This window comes from Tenacibaculum haliotis, assembly GCF_025215075.1.
In the GTDB taxonomy this organism is placed as follows: Bacteria; Bacteroidota; Bacteroidia; order Flavobacteriales; family Flavobacteriaceae; genus Polaribacter; species Polaribacter haliotis_B.
Map to the genome: position 1 here is coordinate 177,840 of NZ_JAOBTH010000025.1, position 15,730 is coordinate 193,569.

A 15,730-nucleotide genomic window follows, 5' to 3' on the forward strand; every position below is an offset into this window, starting at 1 on the left:
AATAGCTTTTTTAATGAAAATAAATCAACAAAATAGATAAAACACACAATTAAACACACGAACAACTTGTTTTTATTGAATTTTAATAACAAATCAATAATCAAAGTACTTCTTTAGTAAAAACAAAACACTTTTATAAACTTAAAAAGAATCAACAAAAAACACCATTGTAATTTCTTTTGGTAAAGAAACTACAATGGTGTTTTATAAATATGTGAATTTAGGCTAGATAATTGTGCTCTGACCTGCGTGAATATTATTAAAATTCATATCACTATCTTCTTGATTGTATATATAATCTGCAATAAAATCTCCCACTTTGCTTGTTCCGAAGTTTTTATCAGAATTAATATCTTCTGTGGTAATGCCTAATTCTAATGATTTTTCTACTGCTTTTTCTATAACTATTGCTTCTTCATCTAAACCTAAATGATTTAATAACATTGCTGCTGATAAGATAGAGGCTAAAGGATTTGCGATGTCTTTACCTGTTGCTTGCGGAAAAGAACCGTGAATTGGCTCAAACAATGCGTTTTCTTTTCCTATTGATGAGGATGCTAATAAACCTATAGAACCACCAATAACGCTTGCTTCGTCTGATAAAATATCACCAAATAAATTTTCGGTAAGAATTACATCAAACTGTTTTGGGTTTAAAATTAACTGCATTGCAGCATTATCTACAAATATAAAATTTAACGTTACATCAGGATAATTACTAGCCAAAGCAGTAACTGTTTTTCTCCATAATCTAGATGTTTCTAAAACATTTGCTTTATCAACCAATGTTAGTTTTTTACGTCTCTTTTGTGCTGCTTTAAATGCTAAATGAGCAATACGTTCTATTTCTTCTACTGAATAAGAACATCCATCAAAAGCAATTTGTTTATCATCACTAAGTTCTTTAATACCAAAGTAAATTCCGCCAGTTAACTCTCTGTAAATTGTAATATCAGTTCCTTCAATAATTTCTCTTTTTAACGGAGAGTTTTCAATTAATTGCTGATATGCTTTTACAGGGCGTTCGTTACAAAAAAGCCCTAGTTCTTTTCTTAATTTTAACAATCCTTGCTCTGGACGCACTTTAGCCGTTGGATCATTATCATATTTAGGATGGCCAATTGCACCAAATAAAATAGCATCACTTTTTTTACATAAAGAAATTGTTTTATCTGGTAACGGATTACCTGTTTTATCAATAGCACAGGCACCCATTAAGGCTTCTTTAAATATAAATGTATGTTCATATACATTTGCAATTGCATTTAAAACTTTTTGCGCTTGTAGGGTTACTTCTGGTCCAATACCATCTCCGGGGATAACTGCTATATTAAATTTCATTTTTTATCTTTTATAATGCTGCTTCAAAAGCTTCTATTTTATCTTTTTTACTTACTAAAAAATCAATATCATCATACCCATTAATTAAACATAGCTTTTTATAGGAATTAATTTCAAATTCGCTGGTTCCTACTGGTGTTTTAATTATTTGGTTTTCTAAATCGATAATTATAATCGTATCTGGTTGTTGTGCCACTCTTTCAAGTAACTTATTTAAAAACTCTTCAGATACTTGCACTGGTAAAATGCCATTATTTAATGCATTTCCTTTAAATATATCAGCAAAAAAACTGCTTATAACTACTTTAAATCCGTAGCCTGCTAATGCCCACGCTGCGTGCTCTCTACTTGATCCGCAGCCAAAATTATCGCCAGCAATTAATATGCTTCCTTTATAATTTTTATTATTTAAAATAAAACTCTCATTTACACTTCCATCTTTATGATAACGCCAATCTCTAAACACATTATCTCCAAACCCTTTTTTATCGGTTGCCTTTAAAAAACGAGCTGGAATAATCTGATCTGTATCTACATTTTCAGTTGTTAATGGAACCGCTGTATCAATTAATTTTACAAATTTTTCCATCTTAATTTAAGTGTTTCGTTATGTCAATAATTTTTCCTTCTACTGCTGTTGCTGCTGCCATTAACGGACTTGCTAAAATGGTTCTTGCCCCTTGTCCTTGTCTTCCTTCAAAATTTCTGTTAGAGGTAGAAACACAATATTCCCCTTCAGGAATTTTATCATCATTCATTGCTAAACAAGCTGAACAACCTGGTTGACGTAATTCAAATCCTGCCGCTTCAAAAATAGTTTGCAAGCCTTCTTTTTGAATCTGTTGCGCTACTTTTTGTGAGCCAGGTACTAACCAAGCATTTACATTTCCTGCTTTTTGCTTTCCTTTTACATAATTAGCTACTTCTCTAAAATCTTCTATTCTAGAGTTGGTACAACTTCCTATAAATACATAATTTACCTTTTTATCAATTAAACTTTCACCTTTTTTAAAGTTCATGTAGGCTAATGATTTTTCGAACGATGCATCATTATCTGTAGGAATATTTTCAGATATTTTAATTCCCATTCCTGGGTTTGTACCATAGGTAAGCATTGGTTCAATGTCTTCTGCATTAAAACTATATTCTTGATCAAACTTAGCATCAGCATCTGATGGTAATGTTTTCCAATAAGCTACTTTTTTATCAAATTCACTCTCTTTTGGTGCAAACTCTCTATCTTTTACATAATTAAAAGTAGTTTCATCAGGAGCAATCATTCCGCCTCTTGCACCCATTTCAATACTCATATTACAAACGGTCATACGGCCTTCCATAGACATTTCTTCGAATACATTTCCTGCATATTCACAAAAATATCCTGTGCCCGAATTGGTTCCTAATTGAGCAATAATGTATAATATAACGTCTTTAGGAGATACCCCATTTTTTAATTTTCCATTTACAGAAACTCGTAAACTTTTAGGTTTTTGTAACAATAAACATTGACTTGCAAATACTTGTGCTACTTGACTGGTACCAATACCAAAAGCGATGGTACCAAAAGCACCGTGAGTAGAGGTATGACTATCTCCACAAACCATGGTCATTCCTGGTTGTGTAATTCCTAATTCAGGAGCAATAACGTGTACAATTCCGTTATTTTCATGTCCTAACTCATATAAAGTAATATCGTTTTCTTTACAGTTTTTTGTTAACTGCGCTAACTGATTTCTAGACAACGCATCTTTAACAGGTAAATGTTGATTTACTGTTGGCGTATTATGATCTGCCGTAGCAACAATTTTATTTGGTCGCGCAACAGGAATGTTACGTTCTTTTAACTCGTTAAAAGCTTGCGGACTGGTAACTTCGTGAATTAGATGTTTATCTATATATAAAACTTGTGGCCCGTCTTTAACTGTATCTACCACATGAGCATCCCATACTTTGTCAAATAATGTTTTTCCCATTAGGCAATTGCGATTTTAGATATTTTATTTACTTGTTTCATTATTAAATGCAAATCGTCGTCTATTATTTCTTTTTGTTTATCAGCAAAATTTAAAAAAGTTTTATAGGCTGAATCTAATTGTATTTTGGTTAATTCATACCCTATTTTTTTTGCTCTATAAGCCAATGCTGCTCTACCACTTCTTGCGGTTAGTACAATGGCACTTTCGGTAACTCCTACATCTGCAGGATCCATAATTTCGTAAGTTTCACGGTTTTTTATTACACCATCTTGATGAATTCCAGAACTATGTGCAAATGCATTTGCGCCAACAATTGCTTTATTTGGTTGTACTGGCATTCCCATACTCTCACGAACCATGATACTTGTATCGTATAATAATTGAGTGTTTATATCGGTTTGTAAATTTAAATACGGGTGTTGTTTTAAAATCATTACCACCTCTTCTAAAGCGGTATTTCCGGCACGCTCTCCTATTCCGTTAATCGTACATTCTATTTGTCTTGCACCATTAATTGCGCCCGCAATAGAGTTTGCGGTTGCCAAACCTAAATCGTTATGACAGTGACAAGAAATTATAACATTTTCAATTCCTTTTACATGCTCTTTTAAATACTTAATTTTTGCCCCATATTCTTCAGGCAAACAATAACCTGTTGTATCTGGAATATTTAAAACAGTTGCGCCAGCTTTTATCATTTCTTCGCATACTTTAGCTAAAAAAGCATTCTCGGTTCTTCCTGCGTCTTCTGCATAAAACTCTACATCATCTACAAAATTTTTAGCGTAAGAAACAGCTTCTTTACCCCTTTTTATTACCTCATCTTGCGAGGCATTAAATTTATATTTTATATGAGAATCACTGGTACCAATACCTGTATGAATTCTTGGTTTCACAGCGTATTTTAAAGCTTGAGCTGCTACTTCTATATCTTTTTTAACGGCTCTTGTTAAACCACAAACGGTTGCGTTTTTTACAATTTTTGCAATTTCGTTTACCGAAGTAAAATCTCCTGGGCTAGAAACCGGAAAACCAGCTTCGATAACATCAACACCTAAAAAATCAAGTCTTTCTGCTATAATTAGTTTTTGTGTTGTATCTAATTTACATCCAGGAACTTGCTCTCCGTCTCTTAAAGTGGTGTCGAAAATTTGGACTTTATCGTTATTCATTAATTTAAAATAATTGTCATTATATAAATCAAATGTATATATTGGTTTTCTTTACACGCTTTATTCTATTTGTTACTTACGATATTAAAAAGGTGTAAAAAAAACACAAAAGACTAAAAAACAGCTAATTATGAATAAATCAATTACATCATCCAATCAACAAAACGATATGCTGTTTGTTTTGATAAAGTCTTTATCTAAGTCTGAAAAACGTCAATTTAACCTTTATGTTGGTCGTTTAGACGGTAATAATGATGCTAAATTTTTTTCTCTTTTTAAATTTTTAGAAAAGCAAAAGAAGTACGACGAAAAAGGAATTATAAAAACAGGTATTGTAAGTAAACAACAATTATCAAATTTAAAAGCGCATTTGTACAAACAAATTTTAATTAGTTTACGAATGAATCCTGCGCATAAAAATATTCGAATTCAAATACGAGAATTATTAGATTTTGCTACAATTTTATATCAAAAAGGCTTGTATAAACAAAGTTTAAAATTACTTGATAAAGCAAAAAATACGGCAATTGATAATCAGGAAAAAAATATTGCTTATGAAATTGTTGAACTAGAAAAAGTTATTGAAAGTCAATACATTACCAGAAGTATTAGCACTAGAGCTGATGAGTTAACAATTCAAGCTAAAGAATTAAGTCAGCAGAATGTAATTACTAGTAAATTATCTAATTTATCATTACAATTATACGGTACTTTATTAAAAACCGGCTATGTAAAAAATGATGCTGAACTAAAAAAAGTAAACTCTTATTTTAACTTAAAATTGCCTAATTATGAATATGAAAATCTAGGTTTTAGAGAAAAACTTTGGCTGTATAAAGCCAATTTATGGCATAGTTTTTTAACACAAGATTTTTTACAAAGTTATAAATACGCCAATAAATGGGTTGATTTATTTAAAAACGAGCCTAAAAACATCCAAATTCACCCTGTTTTTTACTTAAAAGGGAAAAATTACTTATTAGAAAGTTTATTTTTCATTAAACATTATACCTTATTTAAAAAAGAACTGACTCTTTTTGATGAAGAGATTAAAAACAACGTAATTCCACAAAATAGTAATACTGAAATTTTAATTTTTCAATATTATTATGCAAATAAATTACACTTGCATTTTTTAAATGGTAGTTTTTCTGAAGGTGAATATTTGGTAGAAACCATCAATAATAAAATTAATGTTTATAAAGACCGATTAGACAACCATCATATTGTGGTTATGTATTATAAAATTGCTTGTTTATACTTTGGTATGGGTAAAAACAAAGAATGTATTTTATATTTAGATAAAATTATTAAATCTAAAATAATTCATGTTGCAGAAGACTTACAATGCTTTGCCCGAATTTTAAGTTTAATTGCGCATTATGAATGTGGTTTAGATTATGATTTTGAGCGACAATTTAAAGACACCTATCGCTTTTTATTAAAAATGGAAAACCTTCAGGAAGTTCAGAAAGAATTCATTTCATCAATAAAAGCGCTAGGTGACGTATTTCCTCATCAAATTAAAAAGGAATTTAAAAAAATATATGACCGTTTAAAAATTTACGAAAATCACCCTTATGAAAAAAGAGCTTTTTTATATTTAGACATATTATCGTGGCTAGAATCTAAAATAGAAAACAAGCCAGTTGCACTAATTATAAAAGAAAAAATAGCTAAAAACAAACGCTAATTTTAAAATAATGCCTTTGCAATCGCTTTAACATTATCGCTTTTTCCCATAGAGTAATAATGCAATAAAGGTACTCCTGCGGCAAGTAACTCTTTAGATTGCTCAATACACCATTCTACTCCTATTTGTCTTACTTCTTTGTTTGTTTTACAATCATCAATCGATTTAATTAATGTTTCTGGTAAATCAATTTTAAAAACTTGAGGTAGTAATTGTAAATGTCGTTTTACTGCAATTGGTTTAATACCTGGAATGATAGGAATCATAATTCCTATTTTTCTTGCCGCATTTACAAACTCAAAATACTTTTGATTGTTAAAAAACATTTGCGTTACTACGTAATCGGCACCGGCATCAACTTTTTCTTTTAAACGTTTTAAATCTGTTTGTAACGATGGTGATTCTAAATGTTTTTCTGGATAACCAGCAACTCCAATACAAAAATCAGCTTTATGATTAGCTTCAATTACATCGTGTAAATACTTTCCGGTATTTAAACCCTGAATTTGACTTACCAATTCTGTTGCATATTGATGACCTCCTTTTGTAGGTTCGAAATATTTTTGATGACTCATCGCATCACCTCTCAAAGCCATTACATTTTCAATGCCTAAATAATGGCAATCTACCAACAAATACTCTGTTTCTTCTTTGGTAAACCCTCCACATAAAACATGCGGAACCGTATCAACATCATATTTATGCTTTATTGCTGCACAAATACCAACCGTTCCTGGTCGCATTCTGGTTATTTTTCTATCTAATAATCCATTTCCTTTATCAATATATAAATGTTCTTCTCTTGATGTGGTTACATCAATAAAAGGCGGATTAAATTCCATTAAAGGATCTATATTGTTATATAAATCTTGAATATTATTTCCTTTTTTGGGCGGAATGATTTCAAACGAAAACAATGTTTTTCCGTTTGCTTTTTTAATGTGATCTGTTACCTTCATAAGTTACTACAAAGGCATATTTAATTATATAAATGATGCTATTAATAATGATATTGTAAACATTACCAGTAATTGAATTATAAACTTAATTTCTAAACGATACTTTTTCACTTGTTACAGTTTTTATGAATTTTTACAGTTCAAAATTACAATCGTTTTTAAGTTTACATTTTACCTAAAAGATAATTTATTGTTAATTAAATACGCACTTTTTTTTATGTTTTATAGTTGTTTTAATAATTGATTTTTAACCGATTCGTACGACTCTTTATATTCCCAATAAATCCATCTACCTTCTATATAATCGGTTAAAATATATTTATCACTCAAAGATTTAATTCTACTAACGGCAATTGTTTTAGGAGAAAAATTTTCAGCAATAACCTCAACCGTTATTTCCTCATTATTTTCATCATAACCATGAGAAATAATATGATTTTTAAGATGTAATTCTATAAATTTCTGACTCATTCTATTTTTTAATTATCAGCTATCGCTGGATGCAACCATTTACGAGCTTTATCTAATGTTATTCCTTTTCTGTTAGCAAAATCACGTACTTGATCGTCTGTAATTTTTCCTAATCCAAAATATTTAGCTTCTTCGTTTCCAAAATAATATCCAGAAACTGCTGCTGCTGGCCACATCGCTAAACTTTCAGTTAGTGTTACACCTATTTTTTCTTCAACATTTAGTAAACTCCAAATCGTTTCTTTTTCTAAATGATCTGGACATGCTGGATATCCTGGTGCCGGACGAATTCCTTTATAGGTTTCCTTAATTAAGTCTTCATTAGATAATGTTTCGTCAAATGCATATCCCCAATGTTTGGTTCTTACTCTGTGGTGTAAATATTCGGCAAAAGCTTCGGCAAAACGATCGGCAATTGCCTGTACCATAATGGCATTATAATCGTCTTCTTTTTCTTTATATTTTTTGGCTAATTCATCGGCACCATAAATAGCCGTACAAAATGCCCCCATATAATCTTGTTTTTTAGCTTCTTTTGGCGCTATAAAATCTGACAAAGCAAAACTTGGTTTTCCTTCTCGCTTTTTTAATTGCTGACGTAAGGTTCTAAAAACAGCTATTTCTTCTCCCTTTTTCTGAATTGAAATATCATCATCATTAACGGTGTTTGCTTCAAACAAACCAAATATTCCTTTTGGCTTTAGTAATTGTTTGGTAATAATTTCATCTAAAATCACTTTAGAATCTTCATATAACTGTGTTGCTTGCTCTCCAACTACCTCATCAGTTAAAATATCTGGATATCTACCGTGTAAATCCCAACTTCTAAAAAACGGACTCCAATCTATATATGGTAATAATTCTTTTAAACTAACTTGTTCTAAAGTTTGAATTCCTAGCTCTTTAGGTTTAAAAATAGAGCTTGTTTTCCAATCTATTTTAAACTTACGTTCTCTAGCTTCTTCAATTGAAATATAGGCTTTAGTTTTACCTCTTTTTAAGAATTTTTCGCGAAACTCATCGTAGTCTTTTTTTAACTTTGCAACATAGGCATTACTGGTTTCTTCGTTTAATAAATCACTTACCACAGTTACCGCTCTTGATGCATCGTTTACATGCACCACCGCATTTTTATATTGAGGATCTATTTTTACAGCCGTATGTGCTTTTGATGTTGTTGCCCCACCTATTAATAAAGGTACAGAAAACTCTTGGCGTTCCATTTCTTTAGCCAAGTACACCATTTCATCTAACGAAGGTGTTATTAAACCTGATAAACCAATAATGTCAACATTTTCTTTTTTAGCAGCTTCAATAATTTTTTCTGGCGGAACCATAACTCCTAAATCAACAATTTCATAATTGTTACAGCCTAAAACAACACTTACAATATTTTTACCAATATCATGTACATCTCCTTTTACAGTTGCCATTAAAACTTTACCCAAGGCTTTTTGTTTTTCTCCTTTTTCTGCTTCAATAAACGGATTTAAATAGGCCACCGCTTTTTTCATTACTCGTGCCGATTTTACTACTTGAGGTAAAAACATTTTTCCGGCTCCAAATAAATCTCCAACTACATTCATTCCAATCATTAAATGCCCTTCAATTACTTGAATTGGTTTTGCTGATTCTTGCCTTGCTTGTTCTACATCTTCAATAATAAACTCATCGATTCCTTTTACTAAAGAATGGGTAATTTTTTCTTGCAAAGGCAAACTTCTCCACTCTAAAACTTTTGCTTCATCTTGCTTTTTAACGCCTTTTACCGTTTCTGCAAAATCTAACAATCGTTCAGTTGCATCGTCTCTTCTATCTAAAACGACATCTTCAATATGTTCTAATAAATCTTTTGGTATATCATCGTAAATCTCTAGCATTGCCGGATTTACAATTCCCATATTCATTCCTGCCTCAATTGCATAATACAAGAAAACAGAATGCATTGCCTCTCTAACAATATTATTTCCTCTAAAAGAAAACGAAACATTACTTACACCACCACTTACACTTGCGTTTTGTAAATTTTGTCGTACCCAACGTGTAGCTTCAATAAAATCGATGGCATTTTTTCTGTGCTCTTCCATTCCCGTTGCAACAGGAAAAATATTTAAATCGAAAATAATATCTTCGGATGCAAACCCTACTTTATCTACTAAAACATTATACGATCGTTCGGCAATTTCAATTCTTCTTTCGTAAGTATCGGCTTGCCCAACCTCATCAAAAGCCATAACAATTACGGCAGCTCCGTACCTTTTAATTTGAGTAGCTTCCCAAATAAATTTTTCCTCTCCTTCTTTTAATGATATTGAATTTACAACACATTTTCCTTGTACAACTTGCAAACCAGCTTCAATGATTTCCCATTTAGAACTATCAATCATTAACGGAACTCTACATATATCAGGTTCGGCTGCAATTAAGTTTAAAAAACGAACCATGGCTTCTTTTCCATCAATCAAACCATCATCCATATTTACATCGATAATCTGAGCTCCTCCTTCAACCTGATGTCTTGCTATTGCTAATGCTTCATCAAATTTCTCTTCTTTTATTAACCGTAAAAACTTACGAGATCCTGCAACGTTTGTACGCTCTCCAACATTAATAAAGTTCGTATGTTCACTTAAAACTAAAGACTCTAAACCTGAAAGTTTCATGTATTTTTTGGTTTTTATACTCATCTTTTAATAATGCTACTTATTTAATTCTGATATATTTTTCAATAATATCTCTATGAATTCCTGCTTCTTTTACCTCTTCTAATCCGTATTGAATTAGAGTATCTCCTACTATTTTTACCGTAAAAGGAAACACGTGACCTCTAACAGCATCTACCGAAATATAGTTTAACGTTTCTTTGTAATTATTACCTTTTAAGGTATAACTACCTCCGCCTCCATAAAACCCTTCTGCTGTTGCTTTTGGTTGATTAAAAAAAGCAAAATGACTCTTGTTTATAATTTTAATAAATTCTGCTTTAGATAAATCTTTAACTTTTACCGAATCATTTTCTTTAACTTCACCATAAACAAGTTTCCAGGTACCCTGCAAAGCCAATTTTGAAGTTTCTTTTTTTTCTTCTTTTACAGAATCGGTAGTTTTATTACAAGAAATTAATAGAACTACAACCAAGATTAATTGAATTATACTTTTCATTACTTATATCGTTTTTAACTGTCTAGGTGAATATTTTAGCGCTAAATCAGCAATTGCTTTAATATGCTTTGGAGTAGTACCACAACAACCACCTACAATGTTTATTAAGTTTTTCTTTAAATACTCTTCAATTTGTTCGGCTGTTTCTTCGGCTGTTTCATCATACTCACCAAATGCATTTGGTAAACCGGCATTTGGGTGTGCCGAAATAGCAAACTCAGTTTTCGAAGCAATTGCTTCTAAATGAGGTTGTAATAAATTGGCTCCTAAAGCGCAGTTAAATCCAACAGATAATAACGGAATGTGAGATACGGATATTAAAAAAGCCTCGGCAGTTTGCCCAGATAAAGTTCTTCCACTTGCATCGGTAATTGTACCGCTTAACATTATTGGAACCTCAATTTTACGTTCGTCTTTTACTTCTTCTATAGCAAATAATGCAGCTTTTGCATTTAAGGTATCAAAAACAGTTTCAACTAATAAAATATCTGAACCTCCATCTAATAAAGCTTCTACTTGTAGTTTATAAGCAATACGTAATTCATCAAAAGTAACTGCTCTATAACCAGGATCATTTACATCTGGCGACATACTTGCTGTTCTGTTCGTTGGGCCAATTGATCCTGCAACAAATCGTGGTTTATGAGGTTCTCTTGCTGTAAACTCATCAGCAACTTCTTTGGCTATTTTTGCCGATTGATAATTTAACTCGTACACCAAATCTTCCATTTGGTAATCTGCCATTGCAATGGTAGTTCCCGAAAAAGTATTGGTTTCTATAATATCTGCTCCAGCCTCAAAATACTTTGCATGAATTGTTTTGATGGCTTCTGGCTGTGTTATAGACAGTAAATCGTTGTTTCCTTGTAACGGAGTTGGATATTCTTTAAAACGTTCTCCTCGAAAATCTTCTTCAGTAAATTTATAAGCCTGAAGCATAGTTCCCATTGCTCCATCGAGTACGAGTATTCGTTTTTGTATTTCTGTATAAATGTTTGACATTCCTGATATTTTATAAGTAGAAGTTATCAGGAAAAGAGGAAAGTCTTTCCGTTATCTCTCTTAAAAATTGTTTCATCACAATATTTAAGTAGAATTTAGCACCTTCTTTGTTTGCACATAGGGTTGCTAAGGTTTCACAGGGTCTAATCCCTCCGCCTTTCTTGATAACATTCGTATTAAGTTAATGAACTAAAGTACAAATAAACAAACTTTTTTTGTTTTTACAACATCTTTATTAATAATTATATAAATTAGATGATAAATATCTATCTCCTATATCGCAAATAACTGCTACAATAATTCCTTTTTCTATTTTTTCAGCGACTTGTAATGCTACATGCACCGCTCCACCACTACTCATTCCTCCAAAAACACCTTCTTGACTAGCTAATTTACGCGTCATGTTTCGTGCTTGATTTTCACTTACTTCAATAATTTCATCAACTTTTGATTTATCAAAAATCTTTGGTAAATATTCTTTCGACCATTTTCTGATTCCTGGAATACTTGATCCATCAGTTGGTTGCGCTCCAATTATTTGAACTTTTGAATTTTGTTCTTTTAAATAGGTAGAAACTCCCATAATGGTACCTGTAGTTCCCATGGCAGATACAAAATGAGTTACTTCTCCTTCAGTATCTTTCCAAATTTCTGGTCCAGTAGTTTTATAATGTGCTTTCCAATTGTCGTTATTTTCAAATTGATTTAGCATAAAATAACCTTCCTTATAGCGTAATTTTTGTGCTAAATCTCTGGCTCCTTCTATACCTTCTTCTTTCGGCGTTAACAATACCTCTGCTCCGTAAGCTCTCATTGTTTTTACACGCTCTTCGGTAGCATTTTCGGGCATTACCAAAGTCATATGCAATCCTAATACTTTTGATATAAAAGCAAGTGCTATTCCTGTATTTCCACTAGTTGCTTCAACTAAATGATCACCCTTTTTTATATTTCTTCGATTTAAAGCCTCTAAAATCATATTATATGCAGCCCTATCTTTTACACTTCCTCCTGGGTTGTTTCCTTCTAACTTTAAAAACAAACGTACGCCCTCTTTATTAAGAATATTACTCACTTCTATAAGTGGTGTATTTCCAACAAAGTCTGTTATTTTTTTTGCCTTCATAATTTATTTTTTTCTATTGAAACAATTTTATTTTCTGATTGATAAATTACTAACGATTCAGATGGCACTGATTCTGTAACACATACATTAGCTCCAATAATACTGTTTTCACCAATTACAACGTCACCTCCTAAAATAGTAGCATTTGCATAAATAGTTACGTTATTTTCTATCGTTGGATGCCTTTTTGTTTCTGCTAAACTTTTTTTAACCTGAATGCCTCCTAAGGTAACTCCTTGATAAATTTTTACATTTTCTTTGATCAATGTCGTTTCTCCGATAACAATTCCGGTAGCATGATCTATAAAAAATGAATTCCCAATTGTTGCTCCTGGATGAATATCTGTACCTGTTATTCCATGTGCATATTCACTCATCATTCTTGGTAAAGTAGGTACATGTAATTTTACTAACTCATGACTTAATCGATATACTGCTATCGCATGAAACCCTGGATATGCTAAATATACCTCAGCTAAACTTTTAGCTGCAGGATCAGTTTCTTCAAAAGCAATAGCATCTAAATCTAGTTTTACACGAATTTCTTTAAACTTTACTTTATAAAGTTCCCAAATAGTTATTGACTCTTTTACCTGCAATTTTTGGGTTACTTCAATAAATAAACTTTCTATTATTTTTATATTCTCTTTATAATACTGCTCATCAAAAAGAGCGTAAAATAGTTTTTTTGTAAACGTTTCTACCGTATCTTTTAATGTGAGTGTGTAATTTTTTAATGGCATAATTACATTTCAGGCGCTAATTGTACTTCTAATCCTTCTAACTCTGGTTTCATTTGAATTTGACACCCTAAACGACTATTATCCTCAACATGAAAAGCTTCTGCTAACATCATATCTTCATCAACTCCCATTTCAGGTAATTCATGTTCAGATTTTACATAACATTGGCAAGAAGCACACATTGCCATACCACCACAAACACCAATAGTACCTTCTTCTGCTAGTTCGTACGAACGAATTACTTCCATTAAATTCATTGCCATATCTGTTGGCGCTAAAATTTCATGAAGTACTCCTTCTCTATCTGTTATTTTTATGTTGATATCTGACATTATATTCTTATTAAATCGTTTTATTGAATTGCTTTTACAACTGCTTTTGGGGCCTCTTTTTTAGTACCATCAAAACCTTCAACTCCTCCTACTGTAGTATATTTCATTACATACTTTTTATTTGGATGAATTATTTTATAAGCACTCTGACACATTAAAGTTGCCTCATGAAAACCACATAAAATTAGTTTTAATTTCCCTGGATATGTATTTACATCTCCAATTGCAAATATACCAGGAATATTTGTTTGATAATCTAAAGCATTGTTAACTTTAATGGCATTTTTTTCTATTTCTAATCCCCAATCGGCAATAGGCCCTAATTTTGGTGACAACCCAAATAACGGTATAAAATGATCTGTATCTATAATAAAAGGAGCTTCTCCTTTTTTCTCAACAGCAACTCCTGTTACATGCTCTTTACCTAAAATCCCTTTTACTTCAGCTGGAGTAATTAAATTAATTTTTCCTAAATTTTTTAACTCTTGCACTCTATCTACACTATCTAAAGCTCCTCTAAACTCATTTCTTCGGTGTATTAATGTTACTTCGGATGCTACATCTGATAAAAAAATTGCCCAATCTAAAGCAGAATCTCCACCTCCTGAAATCACCACTTTTTTATCTCTATATAACTCAGGATCACGAATAATATATTCAACCCCTTTATCTTCAAAATCAGCAATATTAGGAATCGGTGGTTTACGAGGTTCAAAACTTCCTAAACCTCCTGCAATAGCTACAACGGGCGCTTGGTGTTTTGTTCCTTTATTTGTAGTTACTATAAAAGTTCCGTCTTCTTGTTTTTCAATCGTATTTGCGCGCTCTCCTAAAGTAAAACCAGGTTCAAACTGCTTAGTTTGTTCAATTAATTTATCGGTTAAATCACCTGCTAAAATTTCTGGATATGCAGGAATATCATAAATAGGTTTCTTCGGATATATTTCTGAACATTGCCCTCCTGGTTGTGGCAAAGCATCAATTAAATGACATTTTAATTTTAACAATCCTGCTTCAAAAATGGTAAATAATCCTGTAGGTCCTGCGCCTATAATTAATATATCTGTTGTAATCATATTCTTCATTTTTGTCATTACAAAGAAAAGTAACAAAGCAATCTTTTTATAGTTTATTAGATAACTTATGTTCTTCTAAATGACGTTTTTTAATTTATTTCACTAAACTCGCGGTGAGTTTGTTTAATGTTTCTACTTTTTTTTCGAAATTCCCTTTAATGGTTTTTCTATATTTATTTAAATTCTCTACCAATTCATTAATATCTTCCGGAATTACTTCCTCAAAAAACTGACGTAATCTTTTAGCTGTTGTTGGTGATTTTCCATTGGTAGAAATTGCAATTTTCACATTTCCTTTGGTTACAATTCCGCCCATATAAAAATCGCAATATGGTGGATTATCTGCAACGTTTACTAAAATATTATTTTGCTTACAATCTTTATAAACCTGTATATTTACTTCAATATTATCTGTTGTAGCTATAACTATATTTTGATTATTTAAATACGATTCATTGTAGCTATCAATAATCATATTTACCGTAAACTCTTTTGCCAATTCTTTTGTTTCTTCTCTAAAAAAAGGAGCAACCATAGTTACTTTAGCGTCTGGACTCGATTTTAATAAAAAAGATAATTTTTCTAAAGCCACAAAACCTCCACCAACAATTAAAATTTCTAACTGTTCAGTTTTTAAAAAAATTGGATATAAACTATTTTTCCCCTCACTCATTTTC

The 15,730-nt window shown here is 31.5% G+C and carries 15 protein-coding genes and 1 riboswitch; of the genes, 1 reads left to right on the plus strand and 14 read right to left on the minus strand.

Annotated features, from left to right (window positions below):
• Window positions 1-225: 225 nt before the first annotated feature.
• From leuB to N2251_RS05990, 4 genes are read right to left on the minus strand one after another with little or no spacing between them, the layout of a single operon-like run.
• Window positions 226-1,341, minus strand: a complete 1,116-nt coding sequence (gene leuB, locus N2251_RS05975) for a 3-isopropylmalate dehydrogenase (protein WP_260585810.1) — start codon at window positions 1,339-1,341, stop codon at window positions 226-228.
• A gap of 10 nt (window positions 1,342-1,351) precedes the next feature.
• Window positions 1,352-1,930 (minus strand): 3-isopropylmalate dehydratase small subunit, encoded by a 579-nt coding sequence (gene leuD, locus N2251_RS05980; RefSeq protein ID WP_260585811.1) that lies wholly within the window; start codon window positions 1,928-1,930, stop codon window positions 1,352-1,354.
• 1 nt (window position 1,931) lies between these two features.
• Window positions 1,932-3,314, minus strand: coding sequence for a 3-isopropylmalate dehydratase large subunit (leuC, locus tag N2251_RS05985; protein WP_260585812.1), 1,383 nt, complete (start codon window positions 3,312-3,314; stop codon window positions 1,932-1,934).
• Window positions 3,314-4,489: a 2-isopropylmalate synthase gene (locus N2251_RS05990; RefSeq protein WP_260585813.1), complete on the minus strand. Its 1,176-nt coding sequence runs from the start codon at window positions 4,487-4,489 to the stop codon at window positions 3,314-3,316. Before N2251_RS05990 ends, leuC begins: the two co-directional genes overlap by 1 nt.
• Window positions 4,490-4,619: 130 nt before the next feature.
• Between N2251_RS05990 and N2251_RS05995 the strand changes: the two genes are divergently transcribed.
• Window positions 4,620-6,182 carry a hypothetical protein gene (locus N2251_RS05995; RefSeq protein WP_260585814.1) on the plus strand — a complete coding sequence of 521 codons (1,563 nt, stop codon included), beginning with the start codon at window positions 4,620-4,622 and terminating at the stop codon, window positions 6,180-6,182.
• A 2-nt stretch (window positions 6,183-6,184) separates the two neighbouring features.
• On the opposite strand, the gene metF is transcribed toward N2251_RS05995, so the two are convergent.
• From metF to N2251_RS06045, 10 genes are all read right to left on the minus strand, one after another.
• Entirely contained in the window at window positions 6,185-7,141 is a 957-nt protein-coding gene (gene metF, locus N2251_RS06000) for a methylenetetrahydrofolate reductase [NAD(P)H] (protein ID WP_260585815.1), read from the minus strand.
• Between the two features lie 222 nt (window positions 7,142-7,363).
• Window positions 7,364-7,612, minus strand: coding sequence for a hypothetical protein (locus tag N2251_RS06005; RefSeq protein WP_260585816.1), 249 nt, complete (start codon window positions 7,610-7,612; stop codon window positions 7,364-7,366).
• Between the two features lie 8 nt (window positions 7,613-7,620).
• Window positions 7,621-10,299: a methionine synthase gene (gene metH / locus N2251_RS06010; protein ID WP_260585817.1), complete on the minus strand. Its 2,679-nt coding sequence runs from the start codon at window positions 10,297-10,299 to the stop codon at window positions 7,621-7,623.
• Window positions 10,300-10,315: 16 nt separating this feature from the next.
• On the minus strand, window positions 10,316-10,774 hold the full coding sequence (locus tag N2251_RS06015) for a hypothetical protein (RefSeq protein WP_260585818.1): 459 nt from the start codon (window positions 10,772-10,774) through the stop codon (window positions 10,316-10,318).
• 3 nt (window positions 10,775-10,777) lie between these two features.
• Complete coding sequence (locus N2251_RS06020) at window positions 10,778-11,776, minus strand: homocysteine S-methyltransferase family protein (RefSeq protein WP_260585819.1); 999 nt, start codon at window positions 11,774-11,776, stop codon at window positions 10,778-10,780.
• 48 nt (window positions 11,777-11,824) lie between these two features.
• Window positions 11,825-11,947: riboswitch (SAM riboswitch) on the minus strand.
• Between the two features lie 64 nt (window positions 11,948-12,011).
• The gene (cysM, locus tag N2251_RS06025; protein ID WP_260585820.1) at window positions 12,012-12,902 is read right to left on the minus strand and encodes a cysteine synthase CysM; all 891 of its coding nucleotides are present in this window, start codon (window positions 12,900-12,902) and stop codon (window positions 12,012-12,014) included.
• Window positions 12,899-13,645, minus strand: a complete 747-nt coding sequence (gene epsC, locus N2251_RS06030; RefSeq protein ID WP_260585821.1) for a serine O-acetyltransferase EpsC — start codon at window positions 13,643-13,645, stop codon at window positions 12,899-12,901. Before epsC ends, cysM begins: the two co-directional genes overlap by 4 nt.
• Before the next feature lie 2 nt (window positions 13,646-13,647).
• Window positions 13,648-13,977, minus strand: coding sequence for a 2Fe-2S iron-sulfur cluster-binding family protein (locus N2251_RS06035; RefSeq protein WP_260585822.1), 330 nt, complete (start codon window positions 13,975-13,977; stop codon window positions 13,648-13,650).
• A gap of 20 nt (window positions 13,978-13,997) precedes the next feature.
• A complete protein-coding gene (locus N2251_RS06040) occupies window positions 13,998-15,053 on the minus strand; it encodes an NAD(P)/FAD-dependent oxidoreductase (RefSeq protein WP_260585823.1) in 1,056 nt (351 codons plus the stop codon).
• Between the two features lie 94 nt (window positions 15,054-15,147).
• On the minus strand, window positions 15,148-15,726 hold the full coding sequence (locus N2251_RS06045) for a precorrin-2 dehydrogenase/sirohydrochlorin ferrochelatase family protein (RefSeq protein WP_260585824.1): 579 nt from the start codon (window positions 15,724-15,726) through the stop codon (window positions 15,148-15,150).
• Window positions 15,727-15,730 lie beyond the last annotated feature (4 nt).

Coding starts and splice junctions, on each gene's coding strand:
- leuB (WP_260585810.1), bottom strand. CDS start 1,341: ATGAAATTTAATATAGCAGTTATCCCCGGAGATGGTATTGGACCAGAA.
- leuD (WP_260585811.1), bottom strand. CDS start 1,930: ATGGAAAAATTTGTAAAATTAATTGATACAGCGGTTCCATTAACAACT.
- leuC (WP_260585812.1), bottom strand. CDS start 3,314: ATGGGAAAAACATTATTTGACAAAGTATGGGATGCTCATGTGGTAGAT.
- N2251_RS05990 (WP_260585813.1), bottom strand. CDS start 4,489: ATGAATAACGATAAAGTCCAAATTTTCGACACCACTTTAAGAGACGGA.
- N2251_RS05995 (WP_260585814.1), top strand. CDS start 4,620: ATGAATAAATCAATTACATCATCCAATCAACAAAACGATATGCTGTTT.
- metF (WP_260585815.1), bottom strand. CDS start 7,141: ATGAAGGTAACAGATCACATTAAAAAAGCAAACGGAAAAACATTGTTT.
- N2251_RS06005 (WP_260585816.1), bottom strand. CDS start 7,612: ATGAGTCAGAAATTTATAGAATTACATCTTAAAAATCATATTATTTCT.
- metH (WP_260585817.1), bottom strand. CDS start 10,299: ATGAGTATAAAAACCAAAAAATACATGAAACTTTCAGGTTTAGAGTCT.
- N2251_RS06015 (WP_260585818.1), bottom strand. CDS start 10,774: ATGAAAAGTATAATTCAATTAATCTTGGTTGTAGTTCTATTAATTTCT.
- N2251_RS06020 (WP_260585819.1), bottom strand. CDS start 11,776: ATGTCAAACATTTATACAGAAATACAAAAACGAATACTCGTACTCGAT.
- cysM (WP_260585820.1), bottom strand. CDS start 12,902: ATGAAGGCAAAAAAAATAACAGACTTTGTTGGAAATACACCACTTATA.
- epsC (WP_260585821.1), bottom strand. CDS start 13,645: ATGCCATTAAAAAATTACACACTCACATTAAAAGATACGGTAGAAACG.
- N2251_RS06035 (WP_260585822.1), bottom strand. CDS start 13,977: ATGTCAGATATCAACATAAAAATAACAGATAGAGAAGGAGTACTTCAT.
- N2251_RS06040 (WP_260585823.1), bottom strand. CDS start 15,053: ATGATTACAACAGATATATTAATTATAGGCGCAGGACCTACAGGATTA.
- N2251_RS06045 (WP_260585824.1), bottom strand. CDS start 15,726: ATGAGTGAGGGGAAAAATAGTTTATATCCAATTTTTTTAAAAACTGAA.